Genomic DNA, 19,903 nt, shown 5'->3' with positions numbered 1-19,903 from the left:
GGGATCCACCTTAATGACGGGTCAGCCGGTTCCGGGTGGTTGTCCTGGCCAGGTAGGTTTCCAAGGCCGTCAGCCGACCGGGGAGTAACCGTGCGTCACGTGAGATCGATCCTCTACGCCCTCGTCCTCGCCCCGGCGATCTGGGTGTTGTGCGGAGTCGGTTTCACCCAGGATCTGACCGGCCGGGCACAGGACGCGACCGGCGGCTTCGAGACCGTGTCGGCGATCCTGCTGCTGGTGCTCGCGGGCCTGGCGTACGCCATCTTGCTGTTCGCACCGATCTCGCCGGCCGGGCCGGCATCGGCCGGCCTGGTCTTCCTCGCGGTCAGTGGATGGGCACTCATCAGCCCCGACGGGTACGCCGGGGTGTGGCCGGCCGGGGTGACGAAGGAGGGGTTCGACCTCTCGAAGCCGGGATACGCCCTGGCCGTGCTGCTCGGGATCCCGTTGCTGTGCACGGCCTTGAGCGCGCGGCGATGGGAGCGCTACGAGCCACCGCAGCTGCCGATCATCGGAACGCTGGGCCGCGCACGGGGAAAGGCAGCGGCGCCGGGCACGCCGGTGGCAGCCGAACGAACGGCCATCATCACCACCTCAGACCCAACCGAAATCATCACGGTCCCCACCCCCGTCTCCCCCGCCCCGACCCCTCCCACCACACCCCCTCTCACCCACACCTCTCCCACCCACACCTCTCCCACTCAGGCCTCACCCACGGCGGCCTCTCCCACCGCGGCCTCGGCCGATGGCGACGAGCCGACGGCCATCTTCACCGCGGCCAAGACCGGTGCCCCGACTGAGACTTCCGGCAACGAGCCAACGGCCCTTGTCGCGCCGGCGAATGCGGACGCTCCGGGAGGCACCACCCCGGCGAGCAGCGACGAAACCACCGCCATGACCTCCGCCGCGAAAGCGCAGACGAGCGGGGACGAACCCACGGCCGTCTTCGTCCCGGCGAAGACGGGTGCTGAGGACGCTGCGGCGGAGCGAGCCGGCACAGATGGCGATGAGCCCACCGCGCTTGTCATCCCGGTTGGCGGCGACAAGCGGACGGCGGCGGTCGCGGGGGGATCCTCGGCGGAGACATCCGGCAAGAGCGGCGACGAACCAACGACGATCTTCGTCCCGGCGAAGGCAGACAGTCCGCGGCCGACCGGCCCGGACGGCGACGCGGGTGGCCGGGTCGGTTCGGGTGAGAGCGGTGACGAGCCCACCGCGATCTTCACTGCCGAGCGGGCCGGTTCGGCGGAGAACGGCGATGAGCCTGCCGCGATGTTCTCGCTGACGGAGGTTGAGACTTCGTCGACAGATGAGACCACTGCGGCTGTCGGGCCGGGCGCGGCCGACGGGCCGCTGGATGAGCAGGCCGAAGGCCGTCCGACCAGAGCCGGAGATGGTGACGAGGCGGCCGCTAAGACCGTGGCCGGGGTCGGGGAGCCGACCGCGTTCATCGTGGTCGACGGCGGTGGCGAAGCCACGGCGATCACCGTCGCGGACGTCACCGACGCCGAGCCGGAGACACTGGCCGCGGCTGACGGCAATGACGGCGAACCGACCGTCGCGGTGCCGGAAGATCGGGCCGCACGTGCGCCTGGCAATACCGAGGACGACGCACCGACCTCCGCGCTCGCCGAAACAGAAACATCAGCGCTTGCGGCGACCCGCACCGACGACGAACCCACTCTCGTCGTCACCGCCGAGAACATCGCGGACGCAGAGAACGCAGCCTCCGGCACCGCCGACGCCGAGGCAGGCGAGTCTGCAGCGACCGAACCCGACCGGACGGAAGACGAACCCACCGTCGCCGTGACTGCCGAAAGCGGCGGCGAAACAGGCTCCACCGCAGACGACGATGTGACGGCCGAAGCCGACAACGAGCCGACCGTAGCCGTGGTGGCGGGGCGGTTGGATGGGTTGGCGGCGGACGAAGAAGACACGCGGCCGCGGGATGAATCATCGGCCGCGGCCGCCGACGAGGCAGCGCCTTCCTCGGCTGTGGCCGGCGCGGCGTCTGCGGACGCCGAGGGCCAGCCGGTGGCGGCCTCTGACGAGGACGACGACGAATCCACAGTGGTTGTCGTTCGCGCTTCGGGTGCGAAGCGCGCAGACGACGATGATGCTGCGGCGATCGACGAGGCGGCCGACAGCCATTCCGCTGATGCGGAGGGCGCCGCGACGCCGGTTGGCGCGCTGGCCGAGGAAGACGCGGCAGCCGAAGAAGCGGTCGGCGCGGATGCCGCCGCCGACGACGAGGGCGAAGATCAGCCCACCACTGCGCCGGTCGCGGCCGGCTCGACCATCACCGATCCGGACCAGAACGACCAGGACGAACCCACCACCACGCTCGTGGCCGCCGGACCGACCACCACCCACCCGGACCAAAACGACCAAGACGAACCCACCACGGTCCTGGCGGTCGGGCCGCGGTCCGATGAGCTTGATGACGACGACGAGCCGGCGACGACCGCGCTCGCCGTTGCCGAAGCCGACACCGACCCGGAAACCGTCGCGAGCGATGAGGACGGTCAGGCCGCGGGCCCGGACGAAGGCACCGAGGACGAGCCGACTTCGGACGTCACCGGCGAGGAGCCGACATCCGTCCTGGTGTTCGCGGAACCCACCGGCGACGAGGCCACGACGCGGCTCGGGGTCGTCGGTGAGCGGGACACCGAGGACGTCCTGCCGGCGGCTCGCCGGGCCGGCGGCGGTGAAACGACCGTGGCGACGCCCTGGCTGGGAACTCCGGAGGCCGAGGACGGGGAGAAAACCCAGGTCATCCGGCTTCCGCGGGCCGATGAGGTGGGCTCCGGGCCGACCCGCGACTTCCGGGGTGGCGGCAAGACCTATCTGGACGGGCCGGGCGAGCAGACCCAGGTGATCTTCCGCCGGGAGCCGGTCGCCGGCGAGGCCGACCGCCAGGCCGCCCTCGACCGGGCCGCTCAGGAGCGTGCCCGGCAGGCCTTCCGGGATCGCGCCGCGCAGGAGCGCGCCCGCCAGGCCTTCGCCGACCGCGCCGCCGCCGAAGCCCGCCAGCACGGCGACGAGACCCAGGTCATCAACATCCTCAAGCCCGCGCCCCCGGCCGAGCAGACGCAGATGCTCGGCAAGATTCCGGAGCAGCGTTCGTCGGGCACGGTCACCCCGCCGGAGGAGCACACGCAGGTGTTGCGGTTCCCGAAGCAGGAGCCGGAGCCCGCACCGCCCTCCATTTTGGACGAAGAGCAGCCCGACCTGGGTGCCGACCCGACCACGCTGCTCGGGGTGCCGCCCGAGAAGAAGCGTGAGCCGGGACCCAAGATCAGGAGTGTGCTCGACCTCGAACGCCCGGCGGACGAGGCCGCGGACGACACGACGCTGCTGCATCGGCCGCCCACGGAAAGGCCTACTGATCAGGAGCGGTAGGCCGCCAGCGGATTGGTCAGCGTGCCGACCAGCTGCAACGCGCCGGCCGGGTCGGACAGGCTGACCATCTCGCGGTTGTTGCGCAGCTGCAGCCGGTTGAGGCAGGACAGCGCGAACTCGTCCGCGAACAGGTCGTATCGCCCGGCCAGTTGGGGCACCGACGCCAGGTAGGACTGCGCGCACTCGGCGACCGTGCGCCAGAAGTCGGCGGGCGGCAGCACCGGCGCCAGCCGCACGGCGAGGAAGCGGAAGAAGCAGTCGAACACGTCGGTGAAGATGGACAGCAGCCGGATCTCCGGCGGCACGTCCGCCCGGATCCGGGATACCTCGGCGGGCAGCGGAAGATCCGGTGACATCACCACGATCTCCTCGGCGATGTCCTTGAAGATCATCCGTTCCACCGCGCCCTCGTCGAGCACCATGATCACGTTCTCGCCGTGCGGCATGAAGGCCAGGTCGTAGGCGTAGAGGCTGTGCAGCAGCGGGGTCAGGTAGGCGTCCAGGTATCGCCGCAGCCACTTCTTCGGGGCGAGCCCGGACCGCTTGACCAGTTCGACCGCGAAGGAACCGCCCGACGGGTCCAGGTGCAGCAGGGACGCCATGGTGGCGAGATTGCGGCCCGGCTCCAGCGAAGGCACCGGGCTTTCTCGCCACAGGGCGGCAAGCATTTTCCGGTACGGGGAGGAGCGATCCGTCGCGGCCTCGAAAACACGTGGGTGGTATCCGATGGCGGCCCGTTCCCGCAGGATGGTCAGTCCGGCGCCCTTGAGGATCGGGTCGTTGTCGATGAGCCCGGCGAGCCAGTCGTTGATCGCCGGCGTGGCCTCCATGTACGCCGCCGACAGCCCCCGCATGAAGCCCATGTTGAGCACGCTGATCGCGGTCTTCACATAGTGCCGCTGCGGCTGCGACACGTTGAAGAACGTGCGGATCGACTGCTGCGGCAGATAGACGTCCGGCCCGGTCCCGAGATGGACGAGCCGGCGACTGGCGATCTCCCCGGCGAAGGTGACCGCGAGCTTGTTCTCCCACTGCCACGGGTGCACCGGAAGCAGGTGGTAGTCGGCGAGGTCGAGGCCGCGGGTCGCCATCTGCAGCCGGAACTCGGCGAGGTTGCCCAGCTCGTACTCGATGTGCTTGTCGTAGGTGGTGTCGGCGGTGCAGGTGAACGTGGAGTGGTCGCGGTGCGCGGCCAGCCAGACGAGCCGCAGCGGGTGCGCCGCCTCGGGGGCATAGGCGTGGTAATCGCGCAGGCCGAAGCCGAGCCGGCCGCTGTTGGCGACGAAGCACGGGTGTCCCTCGGTCATCGCCGTCTCGATGCCCTGGAAGTCCGCGTCCACCAGCGACTTCGCGGCCACGAAGGGCTTGCTGTCCCGGTACGCGATCGCGGACAGGCTCGAGCTGAGCTCCTCGAGATAGACCGGCAGAGTCTCGTCGCTGAGGCCGAGCGCCGTGCGGAACTCGAGGATGAAGCCGAGCGCGTCGACCTCGCCCGCGGATCGGACCAGGGTGGCCGGCTCGATCTGCCAGTGGTCGAGGTCGAAGCGTTCGGCCGTGAAGAAGTAGGTCACGTTGGCGTCGTCGGATCTGAGCACATAGGACTCGCCGACCAACTCGGGGGTGAGCAGTCGCTCGTGGGCGAACTCGGCGATCGCCTTCGCCACCAGGTGCCGGTTGGCGTCGGCCCAGGCGGCGGGATTCAGGTGTTCGATCACGACGGGACCACCATCCGGGTCAGGAACTGCGCGCGGGTGCACGTACTCAGGAGGGCTTGTTTCTCCGGTTTCTGCACCTGGCAAACGACTGTGAAGCCGACCGCGGCGTTGAGCGCGTGGACCGCCGTGTTGCGGATGTCCGGCTCGACCACCACGCGTTCGCAGGCCGGATCGTCGAAGAGCCAGGCCATCACGGTGGTGATCACGGCGAGCGTGAAACCGTGCACCGGCGCGGATGTCGGCGCGCAGAGGAAATGCATGCCGACGTCGCCGGCGCGCGCGTCGTAAAGGCCGGCCAGTTCGACCTCGGCGGGGTTGTAGCGTTCGGTCAGAAAGGCCGGGCGGCCGTCCCAGAACCCGAGGAACGCGTCGTGATGCGGGTGCGCCTCGATCCTCCGGTATTCCTCGGCGACCTGTTCGGGGCCGAGGTCGAGCATCATCCAGTAGGCGGCCTTGGGATGGGTGACCCAGGAATGCAGGACTTCCAGATCGGCGTCCACGTCGAGCGGGCGCAGCGAGAACGTGCCGAGGTCGGCGTCGGCGCGGGCGAACGCGTTCACGACGCCACTCCGAACTGCTGGAACGCGATGCTCTTCTCGATCGGATAGATCTCGCGGCCGACCATTTCGCGGATGATCCAGGAGTTCCGGTACGCGCCCATGCCCAGGTCGGGCGACGTGATGCTGTGCGTGTGCGTGCCGGCGTTCTGCAGGAAGATCTCGCGCCCGGCGTGGTCGATGCTGTAGTTGCGGGCCACGTCGAATCGCCCGCGCCCGTCCCAGCGGATCCGATCGCGAATCGGCTCGAGAAAGTCCGGCGTCGCGTATTTGTAGCCGGTGGCGAGCACCAGTCCCTCGGTGTCCAGCGAAAAGTCCCGCTCCTGCTCGACGTGCCGGAGCCCGAGGGTGTAGACGCCGTCGTGATGAGACGCCGTCCGCAGCGCGGTGTTGGTGAGCAGCCGGGCGGCGACCGGGCCGTTGATGCTCTTCGCATAGAGCGTGTCGTAGATGTCGTTGATGAGGTCCGCGTTGATTCCCTTGAACAGGCCCTTCTGTTGCGTCTCCAGGTCGTACCGGCGCTGTTCCGGCAGGGCGTGGAAATAGTCGATGTATTCCGGCGAGGTCATCTCGAGGGTGAGCTTGGTGTATTCCAGCGGGAAGAACCGCGGCGATCTGGTCACCCAGTTCAGCCGGTAGCCGCCCGGTTCGATGCCGGCGAGCAGGTCGGCATAGATCTCCGCGGCGCTCTGGCCGCTGCCGACCACGGTGATGCTGCGCTTCGCTCGCAGGGCGTCGCGGTGGTCCAGGTAGGACGAGTTGTGCACCAGATCGCCGCCCAGGTCGCGGACGGCCTCCGGCAGGTAGGGAGGGGTGCCGGTGCCCAGGACCAGCCGGGGCGCCCGGAACTCCCGATCGCCGGCGCGCACCACGTACTCGTCGTCCTGGAAGGAGACGGCCGTGACGCGATGTCCGAAGCGCACGTTGGGCAGCTTGGCCGCGGCCCACCGGCAGTAGTCGCTGTATTCGCTGCGCAGCGGATAGAAGCTCTCCCGGATGTAGAACGAGTACATCCGGCCGGATTCCTTGAGATAGCTGAGGAAGGAGTACGGCGAAGTGGGGTCGGCGAGGGTGACCAGGTCGGCCAGGAACGGCGTCTGCAGGCGGGTGCCGTCCAGCATCATGCCGGGGTGCCAGCTGACGTCGGTGCGGGCTTCCAGGAAGAGCCCGTCCAGGTCGGCGAGGGGGGCGGTCAGGCAGGCCAGGCCCAGGTTGTAGGGGCCGAGCCCGATCCCGATGAAGTCATGGGAGGACATGCGGAACTCCAGGGTCAGCTCAGACAGGCCAGTGCGGGGGCGGCGCGGCGGGCGATGTGTGCTTCCGCGTGGCCGGCGATCAACTCGAGCACCTGCTCGATGTCGGCGCGCGTGGTCGCGGGGTTGAGCAGGGTGAACTTCAGGAAGTGGTGGCCGCCCACCTTGGTGCCGGCCACCACCGCGGCGCCGGACGCGGCCAGCGCCTCGCGGGCGTGGAGGTTGGCCGGGTCGGCGAGCGCGCGGGCCGGCCCGGTGGGCAGGTAGCGGAACACCACGGTGCTCAGCTGCGAGCGGGTGACCACCTCGAAGCGCGGGTCCTCGGCCAGCAGGTCATAGGCCTCCCCGGCCCGATCCAGCACCTCGTCGAACAGGGCGCCGAGCGCGTCCGGACCCATGATGCGCAGCGTCATCCAGAGCTTGAGCGCGTCGAACCGCCGGGTGGTCTGCAGGCTCTTGTCGACCTGGTTGGGGATGCGCTGCGCGGCCATCCGTTCCGGGTTCAGATAGTCCGCGTAGTAGGTGGCGTGCCGCAGCGTCGTCCCGTCCCGCACCAGCAGCGCGCTGGAGCTGACCGGCTGGAAGAACGACTTGTGGTAGTCGACGGTCACCGAGTCGGCGCGCTCGATGCCGGCCAGCAGGTGCCGCCGGGTGGTCGACACGAGCAGACCACAGCCGTACGCGGCATCGACATGCAGCCACGCTGCTTCCTTTGAACACAGGTCGGCGATTTCGGTCAGCGGGTCGATGGTGCCGAAGTCCGTGGTGCCGGCCGTGGCGACGACCGCCATCACGTTGCCCCGGTTGGTCCGCAGCGCCTCGGCCAGGGCCGGCACCGACATCCGGCGCTGGTGGTCGGTGGGAATGACGATCACCGCGTCCGGGCCGAGTCCCAGCAGTTTCGCCGATTTCTGCACGCTGAAGTGCCCGGCCTCGGAGGCGATGATCTTTTTGGTCGAAGCAGGGCCGGCCTCCTCGCGGGCCAGCAACAGGGCCTGCAGGTTCGACTGGGTGCCGCCGCTGGTGAAGACGCCGTCGGCGAGCGCGCCCAGCCCGACCCGCTCGGCTGTCCACTCGATCAGCCGGCGTTCGATCAGGGTGCCGCCGGCGCTCTGGTCCCAGGTGTCCATCGACGAGTTCACCGCGCTCAGCACGGCCTCGCCGAGCAGCGCCGGGATCACCACCGGGCAGTTCAGGTGGGCCAGATAGCGCGGGTGGTGGAAATAGACGGCATCCCGCAGGTACACGTCCTCCAACTCGTCCAGCACCGCCTCGGGTTCGCCGAGCGGCCGGTCCAGGTCGACGCCCGACACCACGACCGCGAGCTTCTCCGGCGTGATGCCGGTGAAGGGTCGTTCGGTGCCGGCCACCCGCGCCGCCACCCGATCGACGCCCTGCACCAGCATCCGCCGGTAGCTGCCGGCCGTGCCGTTGGCGAGCAGATGGTCACGGGGATCACCCGGAGAACTCATGTTTGATCCTCAACAGTCGATTGTGGACAGTGGGGATTTGCCGAACCCGCGAGCGTGCCCGGGTTCTTACCTGGCGGCACTCCAGTAGGCCAGGGACTTCAGCCGCCGCTTGTCCACGCCGAGCTCGCGCCGGACGTGCCTGGCGATCGCCCGGGTGCTGCCCGCCTCGCAGGCCACCCAATAGAAGGCGTCGTCCCGCTGCGGCAGCTCGGCCAGCGTGGTCTCGACCAGTTGCGCGCCGCTTCGCTCGCGCGGCACCCAGTTCACCGTGTGGTGCTCGCGGTTGCGCAGCGGCAGGGCCTTCTCGTCGTCGTGCGCGTACTCCACCCAGACCGTCGCGGGCACCTCGCCGGCGGCGTCGAAGATGCTGTTCAGCGCCGGGACCGCGGTCGAGTCGCCGACCAGGTAGAGGTGCGACGGCAGCGGGTCGGGCAGCTCGAAGGCGCTGCCCTGCACGGTCGCCTCGATGGTGTCGCCGGGCTTCGCCGCCTGCGCCCACCGCGCCGCGCAGCTGTCGTGCAGCACGAACTCGAGGTTGAACCGCCCGGTCGCCGGATCGGGGTCGACCAGCGTGAACGCCCGCTGATGCGGCTTGCCGGCGTGGTCGAACCACAGCCGGATCCACATCGTCGGGTGCACGCCGCAGGCCTCCAGCAGGCCGCCGCCGTCCAGGTGCAGGCGGTGATAGTGGTCGTTGACCGGCTCCGCGCCGAGTACGGTCAACCGAAAGTCCCGCCCTCCGAAGGCCTTGATCGCAAGACCTTCCCAGCCCTTCTTCACGTGCCCTCCCGGTCGCCCGACTTAGGTGAGGGTAACCTAACGTGCGCCGAGAAAACATCAGCATCGGGGAAGTTGTGATCCATTCGTCCGCAGTTCGTCTGCCCGCAGCGTCATGACCAGCGCGATCTACCGCGACGAATGGGGTGTCCCCCACCTGCGGGCCGAATCGGTGACCGAATTGTCCTATCTGCAGGGTCGGACCGCCGCTCGCGACCGCGCCTGGCAGATCGAGGTCGAACGATGGCGTTCGGAGGGCCGGCTCGCTGAGCACCTCGGGCCGGCCGAGGTGCCGTGGGACCGATTCGCCCGCAAGGCGCGCCTCGACGACACCGCACGGCGCTGCTTCGAGCGGCTGGACGACGAGACCCGGGCCTGGCTGGTGTCCTATGTGGACGGTGTGAACAGCGAGCTGCCGGCGACCGACGCGCCGGAGTTCGCGGCCCTCGGGGTGCGCCCGGCGCGGTGGCACCCGTGGTCACCGCTCGGCGTCTTCCTGGTGCAGCACATCCTGTTCGGCACCTTCCCCAGCAAGATGTGGCGACAGCACGTGGAATCGACCATCGGAGCGTTCCCCGAGATCGAGGACCCGGGCTCGGGCAGCAACTCGTGGGCGATCGCGGGCGAATACATCGCCGGCGACCCGCACCGCATCCTCGAACTGCCCGGCGTCTATCAGCAGGTGCGCCTCTCCTGCCCGGAGTTCGACGTGGCCGGCTTCGCCTTCCCGGGCGTGCCCGGCGTCCCGCACTTCGGGCACGCCGGCGACGTGGCCTGGGCGATCACCAACGCGATGGCGGACTACCAGGACCTCTACATCGAGGACCTGCGTCGCTCCGGCGACGAGGTCGAGGCCCGGTCCGGGTCCGGCTGGGAGCGGGTGTCCCGGCACGTCGAGATTCTTTCGGTACGCCACGCACCCGCCGTCGAGGTCGAGGTGATCGAGACCCCCCGTGGCCCGGTCATCGACGGTGACCTGAGCCTGCGCGTACCCGCCCGGGTCGACTTCGAGCTGGGCTTCGGGGCGCTGCTCCCGCTGCTGCGGTCGAAGACGGTGGCCGACGTCGCGGCGGCGCTCGAGTGCTGGGTCGAGCCGGTCAACTCCGCGGTTCTCGCGGACTCCACCGGCGCGCTGGTCAGCCTGGTGGCCGGGCGGGTGCCGCTGCGCGACCCGCGCAACCGCGAGGTGCCGGTGCCGGCCTGGGATCCGGCGCACGCCTGGCAGGGGTACGCGCCGATGCCACGCTCGGCGCGGAAGACCGTGGTCAACGCGAACGACCGCCGCGAGAACGACACCGCCGAGCTCGGCAACGACTTCGCGGCGCCGGATCGGGCCCGGCGGATCGCCGAGCTGCTGGCGGACGGGACGCTGCCGGAGGGCGTACACGGGGATGTGGTTGTCGATCTCGGGATGCTGCCGCGGATCGTGCCGGTGAGCCCGGCCGCGCGGGAATTGCACGCGCGGCTGCTGGCCTGGGACCGGCGGATGGATGCGGACAGCCCGGAGGCGGCGCTGTTCGCGGCGTGGCGGCATGCGGCGGTGCGGCGGCTGACGCGTCTGCCGGGCCTGGCGGCGCTGTTCGCGGACAGCGGGTTCGATCCGCTGTTCGCGCCGTGGCTGGACCCGGTGGAGCGGATCGGCAGGTCGGTGCGACTGCTGCTGACGCCCGAGATCGGCGCGGCGGCGCTCGACGACGTGGCGGCGGATCCGCCGGCCGGGCCGTGGGGCGCGACGCACGTGCTGAACCCGATCCACCTGATCGAGACGACCGCGCTCGGCGAGACCGTGCCGCTGTCCGGTGACTCGAACTGTGTCCGCATGACGTCGAGCCAGCCGGGCGTGACCGACGCGGCCTGGAAGGGTTCGGTCGCACGATATGTGTGGGACGTGGCGGATCCGGGGCGCAGCCGGTGGATCGTGCCGTTCGGCGCGTCGGGGCGGCCGGACAGTCCGCACTTCAAGGACCAGCTGCCGCTGTGGCTGCGGGCCGAACTCGTGCCCATCGTGCGCGACTGGGATCGGCTGGCACTCGAAGAGGTCCTGTGACCGCTTTGCTCTGCTTCCCCTGAGGGAGCACTCCCTCTGAGGAAGCACTCCCTCTGAGGAAGCAGAGCGCTCTGCTTCCTCTGAAGAAGCGCTCCCTCGGAGGAAGCAGAGCGCTCTGCGCCCTCTGGGGAAGCGCCCGTCAAGCGGCCAGGCGGGCGCGCCGCCAGCCGGCCGCGAAGTCGGTCGGCGGCAGCGGCCTTGAATAGAGATAGCCCTGCGCCCGGCGATACCCCAGCGAACGCAGCATCTCGGCCTGCTCCGGCGTCTCCACGCCCTCGGCCACCGTGCCCAGGTCGAGCGCGCGGGCGATCTGGCTGACCGCGTTCGCCACCGCCGTCGGCCGCGAGTCGATGCCCAGCCGGTCCACGAAGGACCGATCCAGCTTGAGCCCCGACATCGGGCAGGTGAGCAGCAGCCCGAGCGACGACGCGGCCGTGCCGAAGTCGTCCAGCGCCAGGTCCAAGCCGAGGTCGCGCAGGCCGTGCAGGGCGTCCAGCACGGCCGGGTTGTCGAGCACCGCGGTCTCGGTGATCTCGATGACCAGCCGGTCCGCCGGGATCCGGAACTCCTCCAGCATGGCGGCCACCCCGGCGACGAAGCCGGGTACCTGGAGCTGGCGACCGGTCACGTTCACCGACAGGGTCAGGTCCAGGGCCTCGACGTGCTCGCGACGCCACTCGGCCAGCTGCCGGCACGCCTCGCGCAGGATCCAGTGACCCAGCGGCACGATCTCGCCGGTGCTCTCCGCGACCGGGATGAACTCTGCCGGCGACAACGGCTCGCGGTCCGGCGGGTGCCAGCGGACCAGTGCCTCGGCGCCGGTCACCACGCCGGTGTCCATCTCCACCACGGGCTGGTAGACGAGCCGGAACTCGTCGCTGCCGACCGCCTCGCGCAGCCGGGTGGCCAGCTCGGCGTTCTGCAGGATGCGGGCGCCCATGTCGTCGTCGTACTGCAGCACACCGCCCTTGCCGGCGTCCTTGGCCGCGTACATCGCGATGTCCGCGTTGCGCATCAGGCCCTCGAGGTCGTCGCCCGGGCCGGCCGGCGCGACGCCGATGCTGGCCTTGACCACCAGCGTGTGCCCGTCCACGCGGGCCGGCTGGACCACGTCGGCGAGGATCCGCCCGGCCATCGCGGACGCCTCCTCGGCGGTGACCCCGCGCAGCAGCACCGCGAACTCGTCGCCGCCCAATCGAGAGACAAGATCTTTGACGCGTACGGCGCTGCGCAACCGTTCGGCGATCGTGATCAGCAGGTGGTCGCCGACGCCGTGGCCGAGCGTGTCGTTGACGGTCTTGAAGTCGTCCAGGTCGATCAGCAGCACCGCCAGCCCGCGCCCGACGACCCCGCGGTCGGCCAGGTCGGCGGCCACCGCCTCGTTGAAGGCGGTCCGGTTCACCAGCCGGGTCAGGCCGTCGTGGGTGGCCTGCTCGTGCAGCATCGTCTGGTGTCCGCGCAGGTCCAGCAGGGTGGCGTCGAGGCGGTTGATCAGGTCGAAGTTGTCCAGGAAGGCGAGCAGCTGGCGCACCACCACGACCGCGGTGATGGCCACCACGCCGATCACGCCACCCCAGGCCCGCGGCCCGATCCCGGACGGCATCACCACCACGAACACCACGAACGTGACGACCACCGCGGCGTACGGCAGGACGTGGTACGGCCGATGCGGGCGCTGCCGGCGCCAGCGCGGCTGGATCCGGGTCTCGATCTCCTGCAGCCGCGGCCCGATGCAGACCAGCGCCGGCGCCACGATGCGCAGCACCAGCAGGCCGGGATGCAACTGGTCGGAGGCGATCAGCGGGGACAGGAACATGCTGAGGCCGAGCAGCCCGGCCGCGGCCACCATCGGAATGGCGGCGCTCCTGGTCAGCGGCGCGGTGCCGCTGAGCACCAGCTTGACCGCGGCGAACGCGGCGAGCAGCAGCACGCTGACCGCGACCACGTCACCGACCGCGGCGACCCGGCCGCCGCTCTGCTCCGGGTCGGAGCTGAACGACCAGGCCACCACTGCGCCGCAGACCAGCACGGCGACCGCGTCCAGGTGGAAGCGCAGCCGCTCGCCCCGGCTGCCGCCCGGCGTCGGGTGACCGAGCATGCGCAACACCAGGATCACCACGCCGGCCAGATAGAACACCGTCTGCGCGGTGCCGCCGTCGACCTCTGCCAGCGCCGGGCTGTTCACCACGCGTACGGTCTGCCAGGCGTCGCCGACGGCGAACAGGGCCGCGCTGGCCGCCGCGATCAGCATGTAGTTGCGGACCAGTGCCTCGATGCCCGGCACCCGGGAGGCGCGCCAGGCGAACCAGCCGAACAGCAGGTCGAACGGCACCTGCACGAACCAGACGAAGCGCAGCTGGAAGGTGTCGTCGCCGATGTCGAGGACGGGCACCAGACAGCACAGCAGCGCCAGCAGCAGCGCGCCGCCCACGAAGGGATCGCGCAGCAGGGAACCGGCGCGCCGCCACCACCCACTGTCCGTGCCCACGATGCACCTCCCGTCCCGTGGAAGATCGGCATCCGCGCTGGGCACTCAACCAATTCGGCGAACCGGTAGCCGGGACGTGACCGATTCCGCCCTGGTATGGCCGCGCCGAGCGGGTTACCGTGGCGGGCCCGGCGCGCGCCGGGTGGCACGAGGGGGCTCGGGGGGCGGAATCATGGACCTGGGGCCACTGTGGCGTTCGACGCTTGACGACCTCACCGACGACATCCCGTCCCGCCAGCAACGCGCCTATCTCCAGCTCGCCGAACTGGTCGCGATCGTGGGCGACACCGCGCTGATCTCGGTGCCGGACGCGAACGCCCGCGACCTGATCGAGACCCGGATCCGGCCGTTCATCGTGTCCGCGCTGAGCCGCCGGCTGGACCGCGAGATCCAGGTCGCGGTCACCGTGAAGGCGCCCGCCTCGCCACCCGTCGCGCCGCCCGACCCGGAACCGACGCCGGAGAAGACCGAGATCCACCTGCGAGCCAACCCGCGCGGGACGAACAACGGCAACCGGCTCAATCCGAAGTACATGTTCGAGACCTTCGTCATCGGATCCTCGAACCGCTTCGCGCACGCCGCCTCGGTGGCCGTGGCCGAGTCGCCGGCCAAGGCCTACAACCCGCTGTTCATCTATGGCAGCTCCGGACTGGGCAAGACGCATCTGCTGCACGCGATCGGGCACTACGCGACGACCCTCGGCCACGCGAACACGGTCCGGTACGTGTCCACCGAAGAGTTCACCAACGACTTCATCAACAGCCTGCGCGACGACAAGACGCAGGCCTTCCAAAGGCGCTACCGCGACGTCGACATCCTGCTGATCGACGACATCCAGTTCCTGGAAAACCGCGAGCGCACCCAGGAGGAGTTCTTCCACACGTTCAACACGCTGCACAACGCGAACAAGCAGATCGTGATCAGCTCGGACCGGTCCCCGCGCCAGCTCGCCACGCTCGAGGACCGCATGCGTACCCGTTTTGAATGGGGTCTGCTCGCCGACATCCAGCCACCTGACCTGGAGACGCGCATCGCGATCCTGCGGAAGAACGCCGCCCGCGAGCAGATCCACGCGCCGGACGACGTGCTGGAGTTCATCGCCTCGCGGGTGCCGGACTCGATCCGTGAGCTCGAGGGTGCGCTGACCCGGGTCACCGCGTTCGCCGGTCTGACCCGGGTGCCGCTGCGGCTGGACGTGGCGGAAAAGGTGCTGCGCGACTACATCCCGGACGACACCCGGCCGGTGATCACCATCGAGCAGATCATGGCGGCGTCCGCGGAGTACTTCGGCGTGAGCCTGGCCGACCTGCGCGGGCCGGCCCGCGGCCGGGTGCTGGCGAACGCCCGCCAGATCGCGATGTACCTGTGCCGGGAGCTGACCCAGAAGCCGTTGATCAGGATCGGCGAGGCGTTCGGCCGGGACCACACGACGGTGATGCACGCCAACCGCAAGGTGAAGGAGCGGATGGGTGAGCAGCGTTCCCTCTTCGACCAGATCACCGACCTGACCAACCGCATCACAGGGGCAGGTGGGCGGTGACCACGGTGCCGCCCGACGGGCCGCCGGTCACCCGCAGACCGCCGCCGAGCGCCTCCACCCGGTCGCGGAGTCCGCGCAGGCCACTGCCCAGCGCCGGGTCGGCGCCGCCGCGGCCGTCGTCGGCGACCTCGACGACCACCTCGCCGTCCGGCCGGGAGACCCGCACCGTGGCGGCGGTCGCCCCGGCATATTTGGCGACGTTGGTCAGCGCCTCGGCCGTCACGAAATAGGCCGCCAGCGCGACCGGCTCGGGCATCAGCGGCCCGGGCTCGACCTCGACCGTGGTGGGCACCGCCGAGGTCATCGCCAGCGTCTCCAGGGCGACGTCGAGGCCGTGGTCGAGGGCGGCCGGGTGCAGGCCGCGAGCCAGCTCCCGCATCTCGGCCAGGGACCGGGCGACCTCGTCCCGGGCCGACGTGACGAGTTGCTCGGCGCCGGCCGGGTCGTCCCGGATCCGCGCCCCGAGCAGGGACAGCTGCATGGCGAGCAGCACCAGCCGCTGCTGTGCGCCGTCGTGCAGGTTGCGTTCGATGCGGCGGCGCTCGGCGTCCCCGGCGGCGATGATCCGGCCCCGCGACTCGCGCAGCTCCGCGTGGATCTCGCGGTGTTCCAGGGCCAGCGCGGCCGCCGCCCGGGCCGCCTCGATCAGCTCGGGATCGTCGTCCAGTGACCGGTCGTAGAGCAGTGCCGCGATCGGCCGGCCGTCGCGTTCGATCCAGGTGATCGAGCGATCGCCGGCCGGTTCGGGTTTCGGGCCGCCATACCAGATCTTCAGTCCGGGATCGCCCATCGCCCGGCCCAGCGCACTCTCGAACTGGTCGGCGCGCAGGCCGGGCAGCATCCGGAACAGGTCGGCCAGGCCGCCGCGGGCGAGCCGGGACCGCAGCAGGTCGGCGAGGAAGATGATCGGCACCAGCATGAAGGCGACGGCGACCACCCAGTCGACCGCCTCGGCCGGGAAATCGAACCGGTAGGCGCGCAAATAGTCCCGGACCAGCAGCGGCAACACCAGCAGCAGGCAGGCGGCGCCGGCCACGCTCGGCACCATCGCGCGGCGGCCGGCCGTCGAGGCCGCACGCAGCCGCACGGCGACGACCGCCACAGTGGCGAGGATGGCGGCCGCCATGATCACTCGCTGCACGGTGCCCATCGCGGTGGCGAGCCCGGGATCCGCCGCCACGAGCAGCAGGTTGCCCTCGACGTCGTCGAAGAGCAGGCGCAGCGGCACGAGCAACGCGACGGCGACCGCCACCACGATCAGCCGGTCCAGCCGGGTCCGCAGGTTCCCCCCGGTGCGCACGGTGAGCAGGACCATCACGAAGAACACCAGCCAGAGGTCCGGCAGCCAGAAGGCCGCGGTCCGCGCCACCGGCGAGTCGATCTGTTCGAGCAGCGGCGTCGCGAAGAATCCGAGCCCGGTGGCGATCAGCAGCGGGCCGCTGCGGCTGTCCGGGCGCCGCCGCCAGGCGATCAGTCCGCAGACGGCGAACGAGCCGCCGACCAGGCGCATGACCACGTAGACCACCGGGGTGTCGCCGAAGTCCCCGGCGAGCAGCGGCAGCAGCGCACCCGTCTCGGCGGCGGCGAAGACCGCCCACAACGCGAACCAGAGCACGATCGGCAGTCGACGGGCGGTGAACCGGCCGGCCACCGCGGCCGCGCCGCCACGACCGATCGGCGCGGCCTGGGCCACGCTGCTCATCGTCGGCCTGCTCGGGGCATCGACGTTCACGGTAGTCACCCGAGGGCTCGAGCGGGAGGACCGGTCGGCCCATACCCCAGAAACCCGCCCCCCGGTTCACGGGTGGACCGTCTGTGCTGGTCGTCGGCCCGATGCGAGCGTGATGAGGACGCCAGATCACACCTTCGCAGGGAGAACAAGATGACCACCGTCCAATCACCTCAGAACCCGATCACCACGCGCGCCCCGCAGACTCCGCGACGAACCGGTCTCGGCTGGATCGTGCCCGGCATCGCCCTGCTGCTCATCGCCATGGTGGTGCTGATCAGCGGCGTGGCGGTGCGCGTGGTCGACGACTCGTGGCGCCGCGACGGCTATCTCACCGCGAGCCCGGTGCCGATCAGCACGGCCGGCTATGCCATCGCGACCGAGCGGCTGGACCTGGAGGACCTCGCGCCGCTCTGGCCGGATGTCGACGCGCTGCTCGGCGACCTGCGCATCCGGGCCACCGGATCGAACGGGCCGATCTTCATCGGCGTGGCACCGGCCGATCAGGCCGAGGCGTATCTGCGAGGCGTTCAACACGCGACCTTGCAGGAACTGAAGGATCCGGTCACCACGTATTCCGACCATCCCGGTGGCGCGCCCCAGGGCAACCCGGCCGACCAGGACTTCTGGGTGGCCAAGGCGACCGGCTCCGGCACCCAGACCCTCGACTGGCCGGAAGCGGCCGCCGGCACCTGGACCGTCGTGATCATGAACGCGGACGGTTCGGCCAAGATCGACGCCGCCGTCGACGTCGGCATCACCGCACCCATCCAGCAGTGGGCCGCACGGGTCCTGCTGACCGGCAGCGTGGTGCTCACGGTGCTCGGCGTGGTCCTGATCGTGGTCGGCATCGGCCGCCGCCGGGTGCAGTCATGAAGGCCCTCGTCGTCGCCACCGGCAGTGTCTTCGCGGCCGGCCATCTGGCCAGCTTCGTCGCCAAGTCCCAGGGCGAACTGCCCGAGGTGGCGACCACCGGGTTCTATCGCTGGAGCGGCATCCTGGTCCTGATCGGATTCATCGGCCTGGTGTTCACCGCCTTCGCGATGCACGCCGAGCAGCGCGGCCGGGCCGGGGCCATCGGCACGATCGGCCTGGTCGGCGCCGTCACCGGCACCGTGCTGATGGCCGGCGACTGGTGGTTCGAGACCTTCGCCGTGCCGTTCTACGCGGACACTCTGCCGCAGATCTTCGACGTTCCCGGCGCCGGCTGGCTGGCCGTCGGCGGGTTCACCAGCTATCTGACGTTCGCTCTCGGCTGGGCCGTTTTCGGCTACGCCTGCCTGCGGGCCGGCTCGGTGTCCACGATGGCCGGAGTCGCGCTGATCATCGGTGGCCTGATCGGTTTCGGCGCGGTGATGCCGCCCTACGGCATCGCCATCGGAGTGGCCCTCATCTGGGCCGGCCTGGCCTCCCGCCCGGCGCGAGAACTGAAGCCGGCGATGGCCTGAACCACAGTCAACGGCCCGGCAGCCTCCGCGAAGGAGCTGCCGGGCCGTCGTCCGTCCTCAGCCGTCGAGCTGGTGATCCACCGGCTTCGTCTGCGGGAGCCAGGCGAGCGGCATCTGCGCGGCCTGGTCATATCCGCCGCCGGCGCCGCCTAAGCCTGAATCCAGCGGACCTGGTGAGCATTGCCGGCCTCCTTACTTACACTTTCTCGCGAAAGTGTAAGTAAGATGATGTCGTGGTAACGCGAGAGTCTGCCGGACGGGACGATGTGACCGCTCCCGCCGCGACCTATGAAACTCAGACCTGGACGCCGTCGGATCAGGGCTACTACTCCCGGGCCGAGTTGCGCCGCCAGCGCGGGGCCTATCGGTCGATTGTCACGGCCCCGCTGGTCGACTGGCAACCGAGCCTGTCGGCCGCCGTCACCGCCGACGTCGAAGACGGGACACGCGCGCTGGTCGACTTCGATCTGCACGCGTTGCGGACGCTCGGTGCCCAAAGCCCCGCCCTCGGGCCGATGTCAGCGATTCTGTTGCGGACGGAGAGCTCGTCCAGCTCGCAAATCGAAAACCTCACGACCAGCGCACGTCAATTGGCACTCGCCGAGATCGGTCAGAGCGACAAGGCAAACGCCCTCACCGTCATCGGCAACGTCCGCGCCATGGAAGCCGCTCTGCGGCTCGCCGACAACATCGAAACGGCCGCGATCCTGACGATGCACCGCGAACTATTGCGGCATCAGCCCGGCTTCGAGCGGCATGCCGGACGGTTCCGGCAGGAAGCCGTGTGGATCGGGCGAGACAACGCCGGCCCGATCGGCGCCGATTTCGTCGCTCCGCAACACGATCGAGTGCCCGCAGCCATCCAGGATCTCGTCGAGTTCGCGGCCCGTGACGATCTTCCGGTGCTGGTCCAGGTCGCGGCCGCACACGCTCAGTTCGAGACGATCCACCCCTTCGTCGACGGCAACGGCCGCACCGGACGCGCCCTGGCCCAGGCCATGTTGCGGAGCAAGGCGCTCGTCACGCACGTCACCCTGCCCATTTCGGCGGGGCTCCTGACCAACACGGGCACCTATTTCGAAGCACTCGACGCCTTCCGGGGCGGTGACGCCGGCCCGATCGTGCACCGCTTCGCCGACGCGTCGCGCTTCGCCGCAGCCTCCGGGCGGGTCCTCGTCGACGACCTCGCCGGCCAGCTTGCCGACGCTCGCGAAAAGCTGGCCGGACTCAGGGCTCATGCGGCCGCCTGGCGCGTGCTGCCCAGACTGGTCGGACAGCCCGTCGTCAATGCCAGGTACCTGATCACCGAGCTGGCGATGAACGAGGTCACCGCGCAGCGCACCCTGGAACTTCTGACCGATCGACAGGTCCTGGCCGAACGCACCGGGCTGCGGCGGAACCGGATCTGGCAACACACCGGAATCCTGAACGTGCTCGACGACTATGCGGCCACGATCCGCCGCACCGCCCCCTGA

The 19,903-nt window shown here is 70.1% G+C and carries 13 protein-coding genes; 6 read left to right on the top strand and 7 right to left on the bottom strand.

What is annotated here, in order from left to right; all coding sequences use genetic code 11:
* Positions 1 to 99 precede the first annotated feature (99 nt).
* Positions 100 to 3,402, top strand: coding sequence for a hypothetical protein (locus ACZ6TI_RS11215; protein WP_465344852.1), 3,303 nt, complete (start codon positions 100 to 102; stop codon positions 3,400 to 3,402).
* Here ACZ6TI_RS11215 and ACZ6TI_RS11210 read toward each other — a convergent pair.
* The 5 genes from ACZ6TI_RS11210 to ACZ6TI_RS11190 all read right to left on the bottom strand — a co-directional run bounded on the left by ACZ6TI_RS11210 (position 3,390) and on the right by ACZ6TI_RS11190 (position 9,179).
* Complete coding sequence (locus ACZ6TI_RS11210) at positions 3,390 to 5,117, bottom strand: IucA/IucC family protein (protein ID WP_465344851.1); 1,728 nt, start codon at positions 5,115 to 5,117, stop codon at positions 3,390 to 3,392. The genes ACZ6TI_RS11215 and ACZ6TI_RS11210 overlap by 13 nt on opposite strands.
* Entirely contained in the window at positions 5,114 to 5,677 is a 564-nt protein-coding gene (locus ACZ6TI_RS11205; protein ID WP_465344850.1) for a GNAT family N-acetyltransferase, read from the bottom strand. Before ACZ6TI_RS11205 ends, ACZ6TI_RS11210 begins: the two co-directional genes overlap by 4 nt.
* The gene (locus tag ACZ6TI_RS11200) at positions 5,674 to 6,930 is read right to left on the bottom strand and encodes a lysine N(6)-hydroxylase/L-ornithine N(5)-oxygenase family protein (RefSeq protein WP_465344849.1); all 1,257 of its coding nucleotides are present in this window, start codon (positions 6,928 to 6,930) and stop codon (positions 5,674 to 5,676) included. The genes ACZ6TI_RS11205 and ACZ6TI_RS11200 overlap by 4 nt, the downstream gene beginning before the upstream one ends.
* Before the next feature lie 14 nt (positions 6,931 to 6,944).
* Positions 6,945 to 8,399, bottom strand: coding sequence for a pyridoxal phosphate-dependent decarboxylase family protein (locus ACZ6TI_RS11195; protein WP_465344848.1), 1,455 nt, complete (start codon positions 8,397 to 8,399; stop codon positions 6,945 to 6,947).
* A 66-nt stretch (positions 8,400 to 8,465) separates the two neighbouring features.
* Positions 8,466 to 9,179 carry a siderophore-interacting protein gene (locus ACZ6TI_RS11190; RefSeq protein WP_465344847.1) on the bottom strand — a complete coding sequence of 238 codons (714 nt, stop codon included), beginning with the start codon at positions 9,177 to 9,179 and terminating at the stop codon, positions 8,466 to 8,468.
* A gap of 112 nt (positions 9,180 to 9,291) precedes the next feature.
* Here ACZ6TI_RS11190 and ACZ6TI_RS11185 point away from each other — a divergent pair, with 112 nt between their 5' ends.
* Positions 9,292 to 11,223, top strand: a complete 1,932-nt coding sequence (locus tag ACZ6TI_RS11185; protein ID WP_465344846.1) for a penicillin acylase family protein — start codon at positions 9,292 to 9,294, stop codon at positions 11,221 to 11,223.
* Positions 11,224 to 11,362: 139 nt separating this feature from the next.
* On the opposite strand, the gene ACZ6TI_RS11180 is transcribed toward ACZ6TI_RS11185, so the two are convergent.
* Positions 11,363 to 13,711 (bottom strand): putative bifunctional diguanylate cyclase/phosphodiesterase, encoded by a 2,349-nt coding sequence (locus ACZ6TI_RS11180; protein WP_465344845.1) that lies wholly within the window; start codon positions 13,709 to 13,711, stop codon positions 11,363 to 11,365.
* A 172-nt stretch (positions 13,712 to 13,883) separates the two neighbouring features.
* Between ACZ6TI_RS11180 and dnaA the strand changes: the two genes are divergently transcribed.
* Positions 13,884 to 15,251 carry a chromosomal replication initiator protein DnaA gene (dnaA, locus tag ACZ6TI_RS11175; protein ID WP_465344844.1) on the top strand — a complete coding sequence of 456 codons (1,368 nt, stop codon included), beginning with the start codon at positions 13,884 to 13,886 and terminating at the stop codon, positions 15,249 to 15,251.
* Here the strand turns inward: dnaA and ACZ6TI_RS11170 are convergent.
* Positions 15,229 to 16,953 carry a sensor histidine kinase gene (locus tag ACZ6TI_RS11170; RefSeq protein WP_465344843.1) on the bottom strand — a complete coding sequence of 575 codons (1,725 nt, stop codon included), beginning with the start codon at positions 16,951 to 16,953 and terminating at the stop codon, positions 15,229 to 15,231. The genes dnaA and ACZ6TI_RS11170 overlap by 23 nt on opposite strands.
* Positions 16,954 to 17,133: 180 nt before the next feature.
* On the opposite strand from ACZ6TI_RS11170, the gene ACZ6TI_RS11165 reads away from it, so the two are divergent.
* The 3 genes from ACZ6TI_RS11165 to ACZ6TI_RS11155 all read left to right on the top strand — a co-directional run bounded on the left by ACZ6TI_RS11165 (position 17,134) and on the right by ACZ6TI_RS11155 (position 19,903).
* On the top strand, positions 17,134 to 17,856 hold the full coding sequence (locus ACZ6TI_RS11165) for a hypothetical protein (RefSeq protein ID WP_465344842.1): 723 nt from the start codon (positions 17,134 to 17,136) through the stop codon (positions 17,854 to 17,856).
* Positions 17,853 to 18,428 (top strand): hypothetical protein, encoded by a 576-nt coding sequence (locus ACZ6TI_RS11160; RefSeq protein ID WP_465344841.1) that lies wholly within the window; start codon positions 17,853 to 17,855, stop codon positions 18,426 to 18,428. Before ACZ6TI_RS11165 ends, ACZ6TI_RS11160 begins: the two co-directional genes overlap by 4 nt.
* Positions 18,429 to 18,694: 266 nt before the next feature.
* Entirely contained in the window at positions 18,695 to 19,903 is a 1,209-nt protein-coding gene (locus ACZ6TI_RS11155) for a Fic family protein (protein WP_465344840.1), read from the top strand.

This window comes from Actinoplanes sp. NPDC051388, assembly GCF_055586225.1.
The sequence above is the reverse complement of the archived record's forward strand: the minus strand, read 5'-3'. Positions and strand labels throughout refer to the sequence as shown.